Raw genomic sequence first — 18,717 nt, 5'->3', positions numbered from 1 at the left:
TTAAAAAGAGTTAATAATATGAAATACAATAAAAATAATATCGTGATAAGACCCGCAATTTTTTTAATGGTATTCCTTATTACCCTAAGTAGTTGCGAGGACTTTTTGGAGGAAGTACCGACTAATCAGCTTACCTCTCAAGCGGATTTGACGTCTAGAGAATACGGAGAACCTTTAGCAATTGGCGCTTACAGAATGCTATCTTCCTGGACCGGTGGTGCCAGGGATTGGGGGAATATTTTGCCCAACACCTTAGAGTTCCCTACAGGTGGCGCATTTACAAGTGAACCACATGCCCAATTCGATAAATATGCTACGAATCAGGTAACAGGTAACCTATTGGATAATTTCAATAATCAGTGGTCAAATTGGTATGCTGGGGTTCAGGATGCTAACCTTGCGCTGGATTTGCTCCCTTCTGTAGATCTATCGGAAGCAATATTGGCTCAATATCAAGGAGAAGTACGTGCCTTACGCGCCTTCTATTATTTCAATATCGTTCGGTACTGGGGTGATGCGGTGATGATTACCGCTCCTCTTGCCAATGTAAATGAAGCAGAAATGCCTCGTACCAGTCTCAAGCAAATATACGATGAGGTAATTATTCCTGATCTTGAATTTGCACTAAATGCTGTTCCAGCTGGTAAATCCAACGATGGACGTGTAACACAGGATGTTGTCAGAGCGATTTTAGCTGATGTATACCTTACCGTTTCCGGATATCCCTACCAGGAAGTAGAGACTAATCCTGCTAAAGATTGGTGTGGGGAGGGATCTTGGTCTATGCAGGAGTATCCTGTGAGTGGTGGTACTGCTAAGGCATTTTTGCAAAAAGCGAAAGTACAGCTTGATGCGCTATACGGTAGTTATGCATTGGGAACTTATGATGACTTGCATGATCCGGCCATGAACAATAATGGAGAAGCCATATTTCAAGTACAGTATTCTATCCAACCCGGTTATAACAATGGCATATTGCAACCTTCTTTACCATTATTGACTAAAATCTCGAAATCTGATGAGAACGGTTCATTTGTTCCAGCTAAGCATTATTATGATTCATATGCTGCTAATGATGAACGTGCTATGGAGAGAGGGATGTTTTTTACTTGGGATACGAACATTGATGATCCAACTGACATTATTCAATTTTCGCCTCCTCACTTATTCAAATACTACGATGTAGCAGCAGTAAAATCAGTGAATGGATCCGGACTGAATTGGTCACATTACAGATATGCTGATATATTACTAATGCTAACAGAAGTAAATTGGGCATTGGGTGAAAGTGCCACAGAAATAGAGAAAGGGATAAATGAAGTAAGGCTAAGGGCCGGTTTAGCACCTCTAAGTGGCGCAACGCTTACCCTGAAAGATATACTTAGTGAACGTGCCTGGGAGTTGGTATTTGAAAACAAAATGCTTTGGGATCAGCGACGTACGAGAAGGTGCATCGTTTATGGCGATGAAGAAATCTCAGGCATTAATAACTTCGTTGGTTACCAACCTAAAATATTCAACTTTGCTTTTACTCCTCAGCATTTGTTATCTCCTATACCAGGAGATGAAATGAACAACAATGGGCAAATTCAGCAGAATTTTGGGTATTTACCAACACAAACAAAGTAGTCTCGAGGCATTCATTTAATCAAAAATTGAATAAATATGAAAACTAAAAATATATTATCGATATCATTAATAGTATCGTTTGTATTAATGATGGGTTGTACCGAGCAACCCTATTTTGACATCCCTTTGGATGCAAATGGTGAGGTGATCATTACTGATATTTCTGAAGTCACCTCAAATGGTGTAACGGCGGCAGATTCTGATTTCACCATTAATGCCTATTTTCCAAATGCAAAATCAGGAGATGTGATGAAAGCAGAGGTATTAAAAAACCAGGTGCCTTCATGGGATCCTGATGGAGCATTACAGTTATTGCCTTTAGACGGGTCTTTAAAAGAGGTGACGGTTGGCAGCGATTTGACTGCTACCGTAACCTACTCAAAGTCTGAAGCTGGTTTGAATAATGTAGGCGATGCAGTTACGATTGTATTTTCAGGAGCTACAGATTCAGGGATCATTTCGATCACTCTTCAACCCTAGTTAATTAAAACGATTTATGTTTTAAGTAACTGAGTACGCCCTTTGAAAAATCGGGGCCATTGGTCGAAGACAATATGATGGTAAAGCTGGTGATTATTATCTCATCAGCTTATGCTTGAATAAGTAAATCATAGCAATTAATTCCAAACATTTAGAACATCATGTGAGGGAAAAGCTAATGATACCAGGTAACTTACCTATGAGATCCTGCCAAAAAATGGCAGGATCTTTTTTTAATTTTGTCCCGTCCTAATTCTAGTATTCGATAAAGTGTAACCGCACATGTTTGGGTTGTGGCGGATTTTAATGCACCATGATTTTTGGTTTAGCACTTTAATTTTAAACGCTAAAAAATTGAATATCAACACAAACCGTAATTAACTATACATTCTGTTATGCGGTCGTACTTCTACATTTATCAGGGTTGTCTCGATGTTGGCGTTGTAATCTTTTTATTGTTGTTTTTCCCTTTGTAGTCAGCGATAAATTTACTGATTCGTTTTCTGTCTATGGGCTATTAAAGGCTCACTTTCTATAATAAAGTCAACATCCTTTGGTTCTTTTATATACCCCATTGTATTTTAAAGTATTTTTCAACTAATAATTTTGAAAAATGTGTTGTGCATGGTGCTTATTCCGGTTTTATTTTCACGATTTTATCTCCTTCCATTATCACAAGCTCGCTGTTTTTTGTTTTCTTGAATTCAAGAAGACGTTCATAGACTTTCTCAAGTCCTTTTACAATCTTATCTTTTAATTCAATTTGTTTATCTTTTTGAGTCATAAAACTTTTTCAATTGTTTAAATTTTTCAATATCGATTATTTCTAAATCGTCTGTTCCCATCTTGTCAGCGATTAATTGGTGTTTTCCAAAAGAATAATAGAGTAATGGTATATGAAGCGGCTGTTTTTCCAACACCATTACATCCAGAGATTATGGAAACGGATTTTTATGCATTATTCACAACGTTTTGAAGCTACAAAAAGTTGGTGATTTAGGAGAACTAAATTATTAGCTAAATAAGGTCCTGCTTTCAGATTTTTGAATAAAAGTAAGTAGCATGATATATAGGTTAAAGATAAAAATTTTCAAGTAAGCATTTTTCGCCTGCTTGCTTTTAGGTGATTTTGAACTCGCTTTTATTCTATTTTCAATAAATTTTTCACCTATTCCTAATTCTAATATTCGATAAAGGGTTGAAAGTTGAATATCACTTTTTCCATTCTCAATTATGGAAATAAAGCTTTTTTTAGTCCCTGTTTTGGTGGCAAGTTGTTCTTGCGTCATTTTTAAAAGTCTTCGCTCTTTTTTGATAAGTTCACCAATGGCAAAAGGCATTCTTTTTTCTTCCCCAACTTAACCGCACCTTTTCAGGAAGTCGACAATATCTTTTCTTCTTGATTCACTATCTCCTGCCTTATAAGAGCAATAGCCGTGCTTCAAAATAGTATTTACCTTATCATTACTTCCCAGTACTTCGTATGCTTAGATTTACCGGCAGGCCCTTCTACAGTTAAGGTCACCACTTTGTGAATTCCTTTTCTTTGAATTGATAGATCGGATGTTGTTCATTCGAGTAATTTCCATCCCCAAAATCCCATTCCCATTTCAAAATCTCACCTTGTGATTCATCTCTGAAGGATACACGCTTCTTTTCCATATCTATCACTTCAAAGGACCATTCTGCCTTGATCATATCCTTTAATTCACTTTCTATTGGCATCAATTTAAACTTGCGCAGGTAGCTTGCGTCTTTCACCATGCGGGTATCATGGGATAAATTGAAATGCCCCTCTCTTTCCCCTCCGTCAAAATCTAATACCGACCAGGAAAGCCCAATGCTTTCCCCCTGAATGAGTTCCGATTCAATGGCCTTTTGAGGGCCTTCAAAAGGGGCATAATCATAGGGCGTAACCCAAAATTCCAAAACGAGCTTTCCTTCCTCCCCAGGTTCAAAGTTGTAATCATAAGCATAATTTGATTGAGGAAAATCACCTATCCAATGTTGGTTGCCCCAAATCAAAACCCATGCGTTATTAACAGGCGGGGTATAGATATGGTAATTTTGAGCGTGGACACCACTGAAAGTAAAATGGTTTTCTAAATAGGCCTCCGTTTGGCTATCCCACTTCAGGTCTTCTTTAGTATAAGCTGGGTTATAAATAAAAGGACCACCGGAAAGGTCGCCATCAACCACTATTTCAAAAATATCATTGAGGTACCCCTTATTACTAAACCTACCAAAATCCCAAAAATCATCAGTAGCTTCATACAAAAAGTACAGCCTGTTCAAACCCTCTACCCAACCTACCTTTACGCTTACATCCAAATCACTGGTATGATCAATTGCGTTCCCAAATCCATCCTCTGTATCTTTCAACATTTCATTGCCATATTCATACGAATTGGGTACTATTTCCCAATCATCCGATTTTCCATCTATACGTGGTATCTGATTTTTAGGGAACTGAAAGATTTTGAATACTTTTTCAGTTCCGGAGGTCTCATTCGCGGATTCATTTTGCGCCTTCACTGAAGAAGTACAAAAAACAGCGAATATGGTAAAAAGACAAATTTTCAGATTGGTCATTTATCGAACAAACATTTAGAATGCATAAGAATATTTATTATTATTTGGTAACCCGTCAAATTCAGAATAAACCTGATTGTGTTTATGGCCTGGTCTTCTCTCAGCAATGTACTCACAGGCATTGCTAGGTTGCCTTCCAGTTTTCAGTTAACCCATCAATTTTTTTAAAGATAGGTTTCTGCTTAGTCAATATTTGCATAGGGTTGAGCTATTTCTTTTAAACCCGGTCCTAAGATTTTTTATCAACTTGATGGCAACTCATTAAATGAATGTATTCTCCGGGGATTGAGGTTTTACAGGGGTTTCAAGTTTAAGTCCTTTCCACTCGATATTTAATACTCCATCAGTTTCAGAGATTTTAACATCTCTATTCTCCTGGCGATCACCTACCGTATTAACTTCAAATATAAACCCCGCAAAACCTTTATCGATTTTAGTTAAATCAAATTCCTTCTCAACTCCCGAATAAAAGACAAGATCAATCCAACAGTTTTTATCATCACCACCTTTTTCCCAGCGACCGGTAAATGCGTCAAATTGGGCATTATATAGCTGCATATTCAAAACCAACTGATCAAGGTTAATTGTAATCAAGTCATTTACTGACTTTGGTAATACAAGTTTATCCTGCTCATTCATATTACCAAACTCGAAACGTAGCCGAAGATCTTTAGCAATGAACTTCCCTTCTTTTAACCGGTCTATACTAATATGTTTATCTCCACCGTTGGAAATAAAGTTGATACCTGCAAGAACTTTATTTCGTTCCTGCTCACTGTAAAAAGTGGAAGAACTGAAATCATAATTATCATGCAGAAACCTAACCTGTAAGTATTTCGGTTTTTGAACCTCTCCCCAATACAATAAAAATGGACGTCGCTGATTCCAAAGACTTGATCTGTTTGCCGTAGAAAGTGCATATTCATCAGTAAGGTAACTTGTACCAATGGTTTGAGGATTCTCTTTCTCGAAGACATCTTTTTCTGTACGCGGGTATTCAGGAGAAAGAAAATAGGGCATCAAATACGATGGGATTTGATGTTTGATCTTTACATTGTTGCGTTTTTGTTCAATTCCTATATCTATTTGTCCATTTGACCCTTCTTTTAATATTGAATAAAAAGTTGGCTGAACCAAAGTACTGTATGAACGGCTATGAGGACCAGCCCATTGACCCGTGGGCTTATGATAATGTCTAGCAATGATTTCCCAACCGATGGAATACAATGAGTCAACTTGTTGTTTGGCAGTGGGCTCAATAATGTGTGATTTCATTCGAAACAATTCATCTAGAGCTACTATCGTGTATGCAGGACTGTTGTACTCCGAATACCCTCCTTTGTCAAGCGTATAATCATAGAATCGTTTCAGTCTTCCACTGGCATATTCCCTCATTTCCGGAAGATCAAACAGATTTGAAGCCATATAGGTAACATAAGCCCCCATGATAGCGATATTGGTATAACCAGGCCGCATATTTCGTTCTTGGATTGATTTGGCTGCCAGAATCAGCGCGTCTTTGATTTTGGGTTTTAGGTCACTGGGAATCCTATCCTGATGACCCATCCAAACGTCAAGAAGACTTACAGCGTTGAAATCGGCCCAGTTAAAATCAATAGGAGATTTTTTGGTTGAAAGTGGCTCTTCCAGATAATAGGGCCATACACCAACTGATTTGGAAGTAGTATCCTGATCCTGCAATGTGATTGTCTTTTCAATAATATTAAAAGCCCGATCAGTGTATTGGTCATCAGACAAATCCAATAATAAAGCGGCATAATAGAATGAGCCCCGAACCTCATGAAATACGCCACTATCTGCATCGGTGTGGTAATTATATCCGCTCAGCGTCTTTGTAATCATATTCTCTTTAGGATCGAATTTTTCGTGAAGTCCGTCCAGTTTTTCCTCCACAATCTTTCTCTCCTCGGGAGTTAATCGGACACTTTCGTATTTGATATAGCTGTTGTCATTAACCTCGTTAGTGCATGACTGGACTATTGACATGACAAAGACAATTAGCAAAACCCTAGTAATATGCTTCATGATGATTTTTTTTTATTATGATAAAGCTATTATTCTTTAAATTAATTTAATAAACTGTTAATGAGAAAAAACCATAAACCCGAACATATAAAGCAAATAAGGTGGACATAATCCACCTCATTTGTTTATGAGATCAATATCAGATCACTAGTAATTCACTTAATAGAAGCTGAGGCGGTTAATATTAGTAACCTTCATTTTGTTTCAGGATATCAGATCCTACCTTGTCAATCTCCTGCAATGGGACTGGAACATAGTTGTAAGTTTCATCAAAATTATAGACTCCACCCATGGCATTTACATATTCTACAAGCTTATCCTGCCTTTTAAGGTCAGAATACCTATGTCCCTCAAATGCCAGTTCGGCCCTTCTTTCTGCTAAAATAGCTGTAATAAAAGCATCAAGGGTAGGAACATCTGCAAGAGTCAGAGAGGCTAAACCAGCTCTATTTCTTGTCTCGTTCATCAGATCCAACGACTGTTGTTGGGTTGAATTTGCGTTCATGGTAATAGCTTCAGCATATAGCAGTTGAACATCTGCGAATCTGAGCACAACCAGATCTCCAACAAACCTAAATTCATTTAAGTCATATCCAAAGTCATATTTTCTATTCTCCTCTTTCAATTGATTAGGCGTAAAACCCAATGTCTCATCCCTTCTGATATCACCAGCTTCAAATGATTCGTAATAACCTGGCTTATATAAGAAATTACCCTGTAAACCCGGTGTGTTTTCCATATATAAAAACTGCTGCGCCCAGTTGTTGGCTGGAGCAACAGGGCTCAATAGGACTGAAAGCATGTATTCCTGAGAACTTTTCTCAGCATCCATGGTCCACAGGTTATTCCAATTGGTCTCAAGGGCAGCCCCACTATTATTGAAAACATCTGCTAAAGCGGTTTCTGCCTGACCCCATTTCTGCTGTTGCATAAGGGCTTTTGCCAGATAGGCTTCAGCATCAAACTTATCCACCCTTCCTATTTCAACTGAAGGGTCGAGTAATGAGACAGCCTGAGTGAAGTCAGATTCCACTAAAGCCCAGATTTCAGCTTCAGTAGATCGTCCGAGACTATAGGATTCATCAACATCTAGTGGTTCTGTAACACTTGGTACACCTCCAAACCATAAGTTCAAAGTGTAGTAAGCAATTCCTCTAAAGAAGTAGGCCTGACCTTTTATTCTATCCCTGGCTGCATCATCCATATCTACTTGATCAACTCTTTCCAGGATGATGTTAGCAGGATAGATTAATTCTGTATAGAGATCCCAAAACATACTAGTTGTATTCGGACCGAACTGATTTTCCGCAAGTTCGAGATACCAATATTGAATATTCGTCAAATTATCTCCACGGTATTCTTCCAGCATCTGTAATTCAATCACCGCACCTTTAAATTCGGAATATAAACCTACTACCGCTGTTTCAAAGTCAGCCTGATTGGAATAGAACTGACCCACTGTACCATTGCTTTTTGGGGGCAGGTCTAGAAATTCCTCACTGCATGCCCCCATACAGATTGCAAAAAGTAATAGAACTGTCTTATATATATTATTTAATTTCATCATGATAAGTACAATTTAAAATGTGAGATTTAAACCAACTGCAAAAGTTCTTGGTAGAGGCAAAGTTCCGAAATCATAACCCCAACTTCCGCTTGCGCTGGCCTCAGTTTGGTTGGCACCTCTGTTTGCTGCGCCTGGAGCAAACACTCCTTCTGTATTATAACCCACATAATCAGTTTTTAGGAAAAGATTATCAGCTGAGACGTAAACTCTCAATCGGGAGACCCTTATTTTTGATAATAAGGTTTCTGGTAAATTGTAGCCAAGTGTGATGTTTTTAATTCTCCACCAGTCTGCATCATAAAGCCATGCATCCTGTTCTTCATCTGTCCCATTGGTACCGGTCGTAGAAGAGATTTTTGGTGTAATCCCATCACCTGGATTGGCCTCTGAGCGCCACCTGTTTGCCCATCTGGCCATTAAGTTATTATCAGTAGCACTTGCCCTGTCATAATACCTGGCCTGAGCATTATAAATTTGATGTCCCCCGGAGCCATTGATAAAAATACTAAAGTCGAAATCTTTGTACCTCAGATTATTGGTAAAACCAAATTGCCACTTGGGCATTGGCTGACCTACGATCCTTCTGTCATCCTCATCGACGTCCCCATCACCATCCTGATCCTTAAAGCGTACGTCTCCCACCTCTTCATTCTTAAAAATAGGCCCGGCTTCTACCTCTGCCTCGTTTTGGAAAATACCATCTGTTTCCCACATGTAAAAACTTCCAATTGCCTCCCCTACTCCGGTGTAACTGACTCGAGAATACCACTCACCATCTATGATCGGAGCATCATTTTGACCCATTTTCAGTACTTCATTCTTATTAAATGAATAATTAAAAGTAGTACTCCACTCAAAATCAGAGGTAGTAATATTTCTAGTATTTAATTCAATCTCTATTCCTCTATTACTAACATCACCAACATTTAATATAGTGGACGAAAATCCTGTTGTTAGTGGTAACGGGGTTGATAAAAGGAGATCATCAGTTAGCGCTTCATAGGCATCAATAGATAAATTGATCCTATCGCTAAGAAATCCTAGGTCAATCCCAATATTAGTTGTTGCTGTTTTTTCCCAGGTTAAATCTCTATTTTCAAAACCACCTGGTGTCAAACCGCTGACAAGTACTTCACCTGACCCCAGTACAGCATTGGCATTTGCCAGTGTAGCATAATGCCGATAGTTTCCAATTCGGTTATTACCTGTCTTACCATAGCTTGCTCGTAACTTTAGATTACTAAAGATTGAATTATCTCTCAAAAAGGCTTCATTAGCAATATTCCATGCTGCTGAAACAGATGGGAATAAGCCCCATTTATTATTAGAACCGAATCTCGAACTACCATCTCTTCGGATGCTCGCTGTGAATAAATAACGAGAGTCATATCCATAAGTAGTCCTTGCAAACGTGGAAATAAGTGACCATTCATTTATACCCTCGTTCCAGCTCGATATCTCGGTTGCATTATTCAAAGTGAGGGAAAGATCATTGGGAAAGCCCCTACCTGATAATGATGAGAATTCGGTGTAGTCTTTCTGACTACTATATCCCAATAACCCTGTAATTGAATGTTTACCAATTTGTTTGATGTAGTTGAGTGTTGATTCCAACGTCCAATTATTCTGAAATTCATTTGAAATTGCTGCACCTGAATTTCCACCCCCAAGTATCATATCTCTTCTTTCTGAAAACTTAAGAGAATTGTATCTATAGTATCCGGCCATCTTGAGGACCAAGCCTTCAATTAAATTAAAATCGATGTGCGTATTAACTAGTGCCTGTGGTCTGGTAAATTCCTGACTTAGATTGTTAAGCTGATAGATACTACTTGAAGCATTACCTAACCCATACTCAAATGAATAATCATTCCTAAATGTAAAACCATCATCCAAAAATAAAAATCTGAGGCGTCTACAAGAGCACCATGCCTCAATGAAGTGTTTATATTTCTATCTTTTCCTTCGGAATTGGCATCAATCTGAGTAGAAGTGCTTCCTGCAATATTTAACCCAATGGTGATCAGATCTGTCACTTTAGATTCAACGTTTGTCCTTATAGAGAACCTTTCAAAGGATGTTCCGACAGCAATACCTTCCTGATCCAGGTAATCTAACGACATGAAATAAGTTGTTTTATCATTACCACCTGAAAGGGAAATATTGTGGTTTTGAATAGATGCAGTACGGAACAAATGATCCTGAATATTATAATTAGGGACATCCCCTGTCAGCCAGTTGGGGTCAATCCTCATATTGGCGGGTCTGCTTGCATTCGGTTCATTTGGATCACCACCTGTTGATTCCCATCGCCAAGCCCTCCATTCTGCCAAAAGCTCAGCATGTTCAGGCCCTGAAACAAAATCAACTAATTTTTCAGGTTCCTGTATACCGTATCTCATGTTATATGAAATATTTGTTTTGCCAGACTTGCCTTTTTTGGTCGTTATTATTACCACACCATTAGATGCCCGAGAACCATAAATGGCAGCTGCTGCAGCATCTTTCAGTACCTCCACACTCTCGGCATCACTCATGTTAATATTGGCAATTATGTTGGCATCTTCGATGGGCATGCCATCAACCACCCATAGCGGTTGATTGCCCTCGGTAATTGAGCTGGTGCCACGAATCCTTATAACAGGCGCTGCTCCGGGTAAGCCACTGGTTTGCTGGACAGATACCCCGGCAAGTTTGCCCTGTAAGGCCTCGTCAATCCTTGAAGTGAAACGGTTCTCAATATCCTTACCGCTCACCTGTGAAATAGCTGAGGTTAAATCCCTTTTATTAACTGTACCATAGCCTACTACCACCACTTCGTCCAATGAAGAAATATCAGCTTGTAAACTAACGTCAATCTTAGTCCTGTTATCCACAGAGACCCGCATCGCCTCAAACCCTATATAAGAAAAAATTAATGTCGCTCCATCTGGAACAGTAATGTTATAATTGCCATCCAAATCCGTTACAGTACCTGCGGCGGTTCCTGCTACAGTAACAGATGCCCCCGGTAATGGCTCACCGTTTTCATCGGTTACCGTACCGCTTACCTGCCCCCAGTCCGCCTCCTCAATGCTCCTAACCTCTGCCGGTTCATTCAGGGCCACATGAATGATGTGGTTCATTTTCCGAAAACTAAGGCTTGATTGTTGACCCACATCTTTTAGCCGGTCTTCGACCGTTCCTGTTTTGTACTTAAATTGGATTATCTCAGATTTATCCAACTCCTTGTTTTCGTATGAAAACTTAAAAGGTGTTTCTCTTTCTACCTCGATGAAAAATTGTTGCACACTCAGCTCAGAAGCTGATAAACGAATGGATACTTCTTCTTTACCCTTGTATACGCCCTTTGCCTGCATGATACTGGCAAAGTTGACCAACATCATTTGTAATAGTAAGCCATACAAAAAGCCTTTCGACAATCTGAGTATTGCCTTTAGTAATTTATTTTTCATAATTTTGGGTTTTTATTGGAAATTAATTTTAATAAGACTGGTATACGGATGGCCTCATTCCTAAATGTTCACCATCTTTAGACAAGTCCTTTGCCGGTTGGTTTTACCAGCCTGCTACTTTAGGGGTCATGTAGGTATACCATAGATTTAAAATTTTAATTGAAACATCTTTTCGTGTATGCTTTATTTAAATTCCTTAATGTATGTCATGCTTCTTAATACCTACTCCAAAGTCTTCTCCTGAAAACTGCCAAACCAGATCGTTTCATTCGCAATCAATTCCAGTGTAGTTCCGGTAAAAGCGTGCGACAGCCACTAGGCCCAACGAAAGGTGAAGAATGGCTGCAATGCAGTCAAATTGCCCCATGGATTGCCAACTGAAAGAAGGTTACTTTTTCAATCTTCTCTTTCGGCTCTGATTCCAGAAGCAGTTGCTGCAGGTTATCTTTTGAGAGGACTTTAAGCCCCTGGTATTCCATATACCGAACCCTAGTAAAATTTCTCTGGACTTCTTAAACTCCTCAGTCTTCTCCATTCCCATTTGTTGATCAATCAACTGCTGTTGATGTAAAATTGTAAAATCAAAATCCTGACTGGTTTCGAGGCTTTCCCTAATGTGTTCCCATTTGGAAAAATAATTCTGAAGTTTCCGTTTAAGGCAGTTAAGTAAATAAAACTTAATATTGACAGTAGAGCCTATTTTATGTCTTAGGCGCCGGAGGTCAAAGAAGACTTCCTGATTCCCGTCTTTGGTCTGGGATTCATTTTGAAATAAGCGATTGCTACAAGCATATAGACAATCAAAAAATTGCTCATAAATTTGAATAAATGCAACGTCAGCACCATTTCTGAAATTATCCCATAAAAAAATATCCTTTAACAACTTGGAAGACTCCAACTTATTAATATCAAGTATTTCACTTGAGAAATGATCAAGTTTATATTGAGACATTTTTGGGTTTATTGGTGCTTAATTCCTAAATATAAGGATTTTTTAAACATTCACTATTTTAAATTAAAATTATTACATATAATATAGTATAATTTCATTTTCATGTACGATACCGCAAATTTTAGAAATATTGGAACCTTGAGAACCCAGCAGAATGAACTTAGCTGTCCACTACCCTTACCTTAAAATCTCCTCCAGGCAAAACTGATGAATAAAGAAGAGTTTCTTTCTCGCCAACTACTTTTTCGAAAGACATTACCATTTGCTTAAAAAAATAAGGAGGCCTTACCGCCCTCTCACGGGAACCTCAACTCAGTAATGGTAAAAACCACCCAAAAATTCCGCTTAAACCATCAGAAAAGTTGCCTTAATAATCTAAAAAAACAAAAGAGGGAAAATCATTCCTTATAGTAACCCTAATTCTCGATACGATGATCTGCCCCCTGAGCACGGCCCCTGAGCGGAGTCTAAGGGTGGCGAAGGGTCGAAGGGGACTAGGTTGTCCCAGGATTTTCCCGAAAATCGTGATCAAAACGCTCCACATCTTTAGCTACATTTCTCGAAGCTACTATGAGTTCTCGTTTATCCAAGGTGAGGTTATGAGCTGTCTCTACACAATTTACCGTAGCTCTAATTTGTCAGGGTTTTGTCTTGGATCCCAAACTGTTAGTATATTTATTATTTCTCCGTCTACCTCGTAGAAGATTAAATAATCTCGGACTAATTTCTGACGAACATTTTCAATGTCCGTTGACCGACCCATTTCTGGAAAAGTGGCAATCAACTCTGTGGCGTCCTCAAACAAATCAATTAATTTTTCACTAAAGGATTCTGATTTGTTTCGGTTAGTCCAATACGCTATAATTTCTTTGAATTCCCTTTCGGCTAGAGGAGACCATTTTATTTTTTTAGCCATTTACGCACATTTTTGAAAACTTCTTCAGAATCAATTCCTTCTCCTTTTTCGATTTGTTTTCTGGCTTCAGCTATTTCAGCTTTTTGTTTTTCATTTGTCACATAAACCGGATCGTCAAAGTCAACCTTAAGAAGCCTATAAATTTCATCAATGATATCCTTGTCATGGATTGATTTAATTTTTTCGATAAGCCTATTTTTATGTTCGTCAGTTACCATATTCTAAGATACTTGTTTTTTTGTAATAAGTTGGAGAATATTCACTAGTGTAGGGCTTGCTCAGTAGAGTAGCGCCTGATAGCCTACTTTATTAATACCTCTAAAAATAATAAGAAGATAATTATCAGCAACCCCTTCATCAAACAGTATCCTGTAAAATACAGAACAAGCTATCAAGTTTTCCATCCTACGGCTTGCCGATAGCCTTCTTTATTTGCTTTTCACATGAATCTACCAAGCATAGGTATAATCCCTCTATAACCACGCCACCCCTATGACTCCGGTAGACCATGGCACTTCACATTGCTGATAATCTGACGCTCAACATTGTAGCTTAATTGTTGGTAGCTGGCATTTCTACCAATTCGTAATTGGTACTTCTTCCACCACTTGGATCTTTGTGTAATATATTTTTCTTAATCAAATCTTGAATATCTCTTAAGGCAGTATCTTGAGAGCATTTACAAATCTTGCCCCATTTTGTGGTGGTAAGTTTTCCTGTAAATCCGTTAAATAATCTATTAATCATTTTTTGCTGACGTTCATTTAAAATGGTTGCAGCATGCATTTTCCAAAATTCAGCTTTCTGAAGTACCTTTTGAAGTACAACATAAGTTGCCTTTATTGCCTCCTGCAAACATGCTAAAAACCACAAAATCCATTCTGTTATTTCAGAATTTCCTTTCTGTGTTCTTTCTAAAAACGCCATAGTATTGTTTCCGCTCAACCCTAATTTGGGCCGACATGCTATAAAATCTTTTAACGCTATTGTCTGAGCGAGCCAATATCATTTCAGTAATTGCCCTCGTTATTCTACCATTTCCATCTTCAAATGGGTGTATGGTAACAAACCATAAATGTGCAATTGCCGCTTTAAGAACAGGGTCAACTTCTATTTCATTTTCAATCCAATCTAGAAGTTTCTCCATTTCATAGTCTATCCGCTCTGCAGCTGGAGCTTCAAAATGGACCTTTTCCTTACCCAATGGTCCCGCCACAACTTGCATAGAACCTTTAGTGTCTTTTCTCCAATCCGCTACCGTTATTTTAAATAGGTTACTCCAACCAGTTGGGAAAAGTGCTGAATGCCATCCAAATAATCGTTCTTTTGTGAGAGGCAAATCATATCGCTGCGTTGCATCCAACATCATTTCTACAATGCCATCAATATGCCTTTCCGATTCGATTGCACCTGCAATGTCAATTCCAAGTCTACGTGCAATGGAAGAACGCACTTGTTCTGTTTCTAGGATTTCTCCTTCGATTTCAGATGACTTTACAATTTCTAGTGTTAGGGTATTCAGAATTGCTTCATTCTGTAAATCAAAACCAAGCGATTCCATCCGTCCCAACAGTTTTCCTTGTAAGTGTCTGGTTTCACTTAATTTCAAAAGCACTTTCTTGCTATCCCAAGTAAAATCAGTCCAATTATCTCTGTTATGAATGTATAAAGCCATATCTCCGCAAATTATGCGGTTAATATACCCCCTATTCTCCGCAATTCATATATTCTCCGCAATTTTTGCTCCAAATAAGCATGCAATACTCCGCACTGTCCTGCTTTTTTTGATTGTTGGGTAGAGTAGCCCCTGATAGCCTACATTATTACTACCTATTAAGATAATAATAAGAAGCAGACTACCCGCGTCCCTTTCTTCAAACCGTATCCTGTTAAACAAAGGAAATTTTCCCCTCATACGACTAACCGATAGCCTTATTTATATGCTTTTCAAATAAATCTTCCAAGCATAGAGATAATCCATCTATAACCACCCCACCCCAATACCTCCGGTGGACCATGGCACTTCACATTGCTGTTAATCCATGAAATAATCAAGAGTTTCCCGAAAAATCGGAATCGAAACGCTCCTATCTACAGTTACACTTCTCGAAGCTACTCTGGGTTCACGCTTATGTATTATAGCTTGCACATTTGAGCATTCGTAGCTCAAGCAGAAACCTAACCCTTCCGAGTTTAACTGTCAATAGCCCTTCTAAATAAACAGCAAATTATTTAGGTAGGATTTAACCCTTCTGAATTACCACAGCTTCGTGGCACAATAACGGCACACATAAGAATAGTAGCCGACTGCGTGGCACTTTTCTGTCAAGTTATAGAAAATTTTAATCGGCTACACCCCCTGAATTCACTACTTTCTCAGCTAATATTTTTAAACATTGTTGTGGGTAGTTAATAGTTCATTTAGTTTCTTAAAATATTCTTTTTATTGAATTCAAAATCCTTAAAATCAGAATAATCCCAAAAATTCGCAGAATTTTTGCCTAGATGAATTTGTTCAAATCCAGTCCAAATCACGGTATCTTGTTTTTCAATTACTTTAATCATAAAAGTCCAACAGCCTCGTGAACCACAGTCACAATCAAGTATATCTGATTTATCTTCCTTTGAATTTTCTTCGTCCTCGGAATTTGTCAAGTTTGCAAAAAGAACTTTTGGGTCAAGTCCGTCATAAGCTCCTGCAATATTTTCACTACCTTTTTCCACAAATCGCAGTTCATAGTCTTTTAATGAATCAATCAGGTTTCTGCCGTCAATAATTATTTGTGTCGAAAATATTGTGAAATTATCATTAACCAGGTCTTTTCTTATTTCAAAATTTAGCTTATTCATATCAAGTTTTGATTTCTATCCATACTCCGTTTGAAATCTTTCAAATTTGCCCCATTCAGGATTTCCAATTTCTCGCCCTTTCACTCTTACTGGCGCTATCCAATCGTATTGGCAATTTTCCAAAGGCTGTGGTATTTCTTGCCAATCATTTTGATTAACACCCTATTCTTGTGAAGCTTCAATTGCATATTCAACCTTCTCAAACCAATTGTTCCAAATTGCAGGTGAATCAGATTCCTTATAGGATCCAAACAGATATACTCCAACTTCAGAATCGGAAATCATTAAACTTTTCACGTCTGAGTCTGGTTGTTTTATTTATTATCAGTCTCATTTTAATTGCCCACAACAACTGTATATATCTATTTAGCCTTCGAGTTGAGTAATGACCTATGCCCCCAACCGCCTCGGCATATTATTCATCAAATTAAGTGTTTCGGTCAAAGAATCTAAGGGAAAGACCACCTTTCTAATGAAAATGGCTATAAAATGACTTTCCAGTTAGATCTCTTTGAGTTGCATAAAGGTTTAGAAGCAAAACAGTAAGGATCAAATAGCTTAATGGGAAAGGTATTTTAAAATGGTAAAAATAGCCTAAAACTCGCAATTAAGCCATCAGAAAAGTTGCCTTAATCATCTGAAAAAACAAAAGAGGGAAAACCATTCCCATACTAACCCTAATTCCCGATACGATGAGCTGGACCTTGAGTATGGTCCCTGAGCACGGCCCCTGAGCGGAGTCGAAGGGTGCCGAAGGGTCGAAGGGCCAGCCGTCAGAATACTTGGTAATTGGCATGCGTTCACTTTTCATTGATATAAGAAGTCATTGAGTTCACCAGTTTCAGGGTTATAGAGAATGAATCTCTCATAACCACTTAAGTTTCCTGTTGGTGGGATATAGATCGGCTCCATAAATTCAACTGTATCATATTTCAGAATCGAATCAACCCTAGCATTACCTTGCATAACAAGGGCTCTTGAGACAAAATTCTGATAGTGGCCTATATCAAATTTCCATGGTATCGAGTCAGTTTGATATCCCATTAGATAAAGGCTGTCAAGAGGAGCATTCTTTGCCCTTAAATGTCCAATAATTAAATCGAGTGCATCACTGAGCTCAGTTTCTTGAGTCTCGAATTCGATTAATAATGGCGTATCAATCTCAAGTTCTAAGACGTTAGATTTTTGTTCCGATGTGCTAGTTGCGCAGGAATGTAGCGTTAAGGCAAGAGCAAGTATTGTAATTTTGTTCATCATTGCAGATAATGCACCACAACGGGGTTCAACTTTGAGCCGGAGGGCATTTGGAAGCGATCCCTTCCAAACTATCCCTAACCTTCTAAAGCTATTGATTTTGCTATTTAATCGGAATCGTCCGCTGTATCCATGGTGAGGTTATATCGCGTATTTTTTTGTTGTCAAACTTCAATAGTAATTTTGACTTTTCCTCCCAATCCTTTTTCTACTATGTCGAAGAGCGTTTTTAGAGTGAGGTTGCTTCCGTTATTTTCAACTCTTGAAATATAGGTTCTTTTCTTATCTACTAATTCTGCCAGTTGTTCCTGGGTCAAATTCTTATCCTCTCTGGCTTTCTTCAATAATACACCGATTTTAAAGGATTCAAAATCTCTATCAAGTTCATCTCTTCTGGGTGTGCCTTTCATTCCATACACATCCTCTTTTATGTCTTTCCAGCTTTTCGTATTCATGGTTTCGTCCTTTTCTTATTTTCTGATTCTTTTTCGGAAAAGTATTGGTCCATCAACCTACTCGCTTTTTCAATTTCCTTGGGAGGTGTTTTTTGTGATTTCTTTTGAAAGCCATTTAATAAAACAACAAGCTTGCCTTCGTCAAAAAAACAAAATACCCTCCAAATATTTGAACCCAACTGAATACGGGCTTCAAATAACCCTTTCTTGGTCTTGATAGGTTTTAAGTAAGTTTTAGGTACTCTTTCCAGGGTTTCAATAGCCTCAATCACCTTGTAGATTTTATTTTGAACTTTTTCCGTTTGTTTTCTCAGAAATTTCTCAAAATGGTCTTGGTAGGCTATGACTTCCCTTACTTTATCCATAGACGTAAATGTAACTTAAAAGTTACTATTTTCAAAATTTAAAATTTGTTGATGAGTAACCCCTATCGGCATATTATTATTTGTTAAATTAAGTATTTCGTCTCGATACAATAATCTTAACCCTGAACCTGTGGTCCCTGAGCACGGCCCCTGAGC

The 18,717-nt window shown here is 38.2% G+C and carries 18 protein-coding genes; 2 read left to right on the top strand and 16 right to left on the bottom strand.

Translation table 11 applies throughout. The annotated features are described in order from the left end of the window. Positions 1-18: 18 nt before the first annotated feature. The gene (locus ADICYQ_RS03715) at positions 19-1,629 is read left to right on the top strand and encodes a RagB/SusD family nutrient uptake outer membrane protein (protein ID WP_161625572.1); all 1,611 of its coding nucleotides are present in this window, start codon (positions 19-21) and stop codon (positions 1,627-1,629) included. Positions 1,630-1,665: 36 nt separating this feature from the next. After that, positions 1,666-2,109 carry a hypothetical protein gene (locus ADICYQ_RS03710; protein ID WP_146948619.1) on the top strand — a complete coding sequence of 148 codons (444 nt, stop codon included), beginning with the start codon at positions 1,666-1,668 and terminating at the stop codon, positions 2,107-2,109. A 631-nt stretch (positions 2,110-2,740) separates the two neighbouring features. Here ADICYQ_RS03710 and ADICYQ_RS27575 read toward each other — a convergent pair. From ADICYQ_RS27575 to ADICYQ_RS03630, 16 genes are all read right to left on the bottom strand, one after another. After that, positions 2,741-2,893: a hypothetical protein gene (locus ADICYQ_RS27575; RefSeq protein WP_020891704.1), complete on the bottom strand. Its 153-nt coding sequence runs from the start codon at positions 2,891-2,893 to the stop codon at positions 2,741-2,743. A gap of 229 nt (positions 2,894-3,122) precedes the next feature. After that, positions 3,123-3,449 carry a helix-turn-helix domain-containing protein gene (locus ADICYQ_RS26565; RefSeq protein ID WP_020891702.1) on the bottom strand — a complete coding sequence of 109 codons (327 nt, stop codon included), beginning with the start codon at positions 3,447-3,449 and terminating at the stop codon, positions 3,123-3,125. Between the two features lie 181 nt (positions 3,450-3,630). Further along, positions 3,631-4,701, bottom strand: a complete 1,071-nt coding sequence (locus ADICYQ_RS03700; RefSeq protein WP_020891701.1) for a PKD domain-containing protein — start codon at positions 4,699-4,701, stop codon at positions 3,631-3,633. Between the two features lie 261 nt (positions 4,702-4,962). After that, positions 4,963-6,747, bottom strand: a complete 1,785-nt coding sequence (locus tag ADICYQ_RS03695; RefSeq protein WP_020891700.1) for a DUF8769 domain-containing protein — start codon at positions 6,745-6,747, stop codon at positions 4,963-4,965. 184 nt (positions 6,748-6,931) lie between these two features. Beyond that, positions 6,932-8,314, bottom strand: a complete 1,383-nt coding sequence (locus ADICYQ_RS03690) for a RagB/SusD family nutrient uptake outer membrane protein (RefSeq protein ID WP_081652283.1) — start codon at positions 8,312-8,314, stop codon at positions 6,932-6,934. 12 nt (positions 8,315-8,326) lie between these two features. After that, on the bottom strand, positions 8,327-10,210 hold the full coding sequence (locus ADICYQ_RS29245; protein WP_051160108.1) for a SusC/RagA family TonB-linked outer membrane protein: 1,884 nt from the start codon (positions 10,208-10,210) through the stop codon (positions 8,327-8,329). After that, entirely contained in the window at positions 10,159-11,769 is a 1,611-nt protein-coding gene (locus ADICYQ_RS29240) for a SusC/RagA family TonB-linked outer membrane protein (protein WP_051160107.1), read from the bottom strand. Before ADICYQ_RS29240 ends, ADICYQ_RS29245 begins: the two co-directional genes overlap by 52 nt. Before the next feature lie 388 nt (positions 11,770-12,157). Further along, positions 12,158-12,721 (bottom strand): sigma-70 family RNA polymerase sigma factor, encoded by a 564-nt coding sequence (locus ADICYQ_RS25740; RefSeq protein WP_020891696.1) that lies wholly within the window; start codon positions 12,719-12,721, stop codon positions 12,158-12,160. Between the two features lie 619 nt (positions 12,722-13,340). Then, complete coding sequence (locus ADICYQ_RS03670) at positions 13,341-13,637, bottom strand: type II toxin-antitoxin system RelE/ParE family toxin (protein ID WP_020891695.1); 297 nt, start codon at positions 13,635-13,637, stop codon at positions 13,341-13,343. Beyond that, the gene (locus ADICYQ_RS03665; protein WP_020891694.1) at positions 13,622-13,855 is read right to left on the bottom strand and encodes a hypothetical protein; all 234 of its coding nucleotides are present in this window, start codon (positions 13,853-13,855) and stop codon (positions 13,622-13,624) included. Before ADICYQ_RS03665 ends, ADICYQ_RS03670 begins: the two co-directional genes overlap by 16 nt. Positions 13,856-14,189: 334 nt before the next feature. Continuing rightward, entirely contained in the window at positions 14,190-14,564 is a 375-nt protein-coding gene (locus ADICYQ_RS29510) for a Fic family protein (RefSeq protein WP_316929258.1), read from the bottom strand. Beyond that, positions 14,527-15,312: a Fic family protein gene (locus ADICYQ_RS03660; protein ID WP_020891690.1), complete on the bottom strand. Its 786-nt coding sequence runs from the start codon at positions 15,310-15,312 to the stop codon at positions 14,527-14,529. Before ADICYQ_RS03660 ends, ADICYQ_RS29510 begins: the two co-directional genes overlap by 38 nt. A 746-nt stretch (positions 15,313-16,058) precedes the next feature. Further along, a complete protein-coding gene (locus ADICYQ_RS03650; protein ID WP_020891689.1) occupies positions 16,059-16,487 on the bottom strand; it encodes a hypothetical protein in 429 nt (142 codons plus the stop codon). Positions 16,488-17,294: 807 nt separating this feature from the next. After that, positions 17,295-17,744, bottom strand: coding sequence for a hypothetical protein (locus ADICYQ_RS03640; protein WP_020891686.1), 450 nt, complete (start codon positions 17,742-17,744; stop codon positions 17,295-17,297). 161 nt (positions 17,745-17,905) lie between these two features. After that, complete coding sequence (locus tag ADICYQ_RS03635) at positions 17,906-18,196, bottom strand: helix-turn-helix domain-containing protein (protein WP_020891685.1); 291 nt, start codon at positions 18,194-18,196, stop codon at positions 17,906-17,908. Next, positions 18,193-18,561, bottom strand: a complete 369-nt coding sequence (locus ADICYQ_RS03630) for a type II toxin-antitoxin system RelE/ParE family toxin (protein WP_020891684.1) — start codon at positions 18,559-18,561, stop codon at positions 18,193-18,195. The genes ADICYQ_RS03635 and ADICYQ_RS03630 overlap by 4 nt, the downstream gene beginning before the upstream one ends. Between the last annotated feature and the right edge of the window lie 156 nt (positions 18,562-18,717).

The organism is Cyclobacterium qasimii M12-11B, from assembly GCF_000427295.1.
GTDB lineage: Bacteria > Bacteroidota > Bacteroidia > Cytophagales > Cyclobacteriaceae > Cyclobacterium > Cyclobacterium qasimii.
Note: the sequence above shows the minus strand (reverse complement) of the source record. Positions and strands in the feature narration are given on the sequence as shown.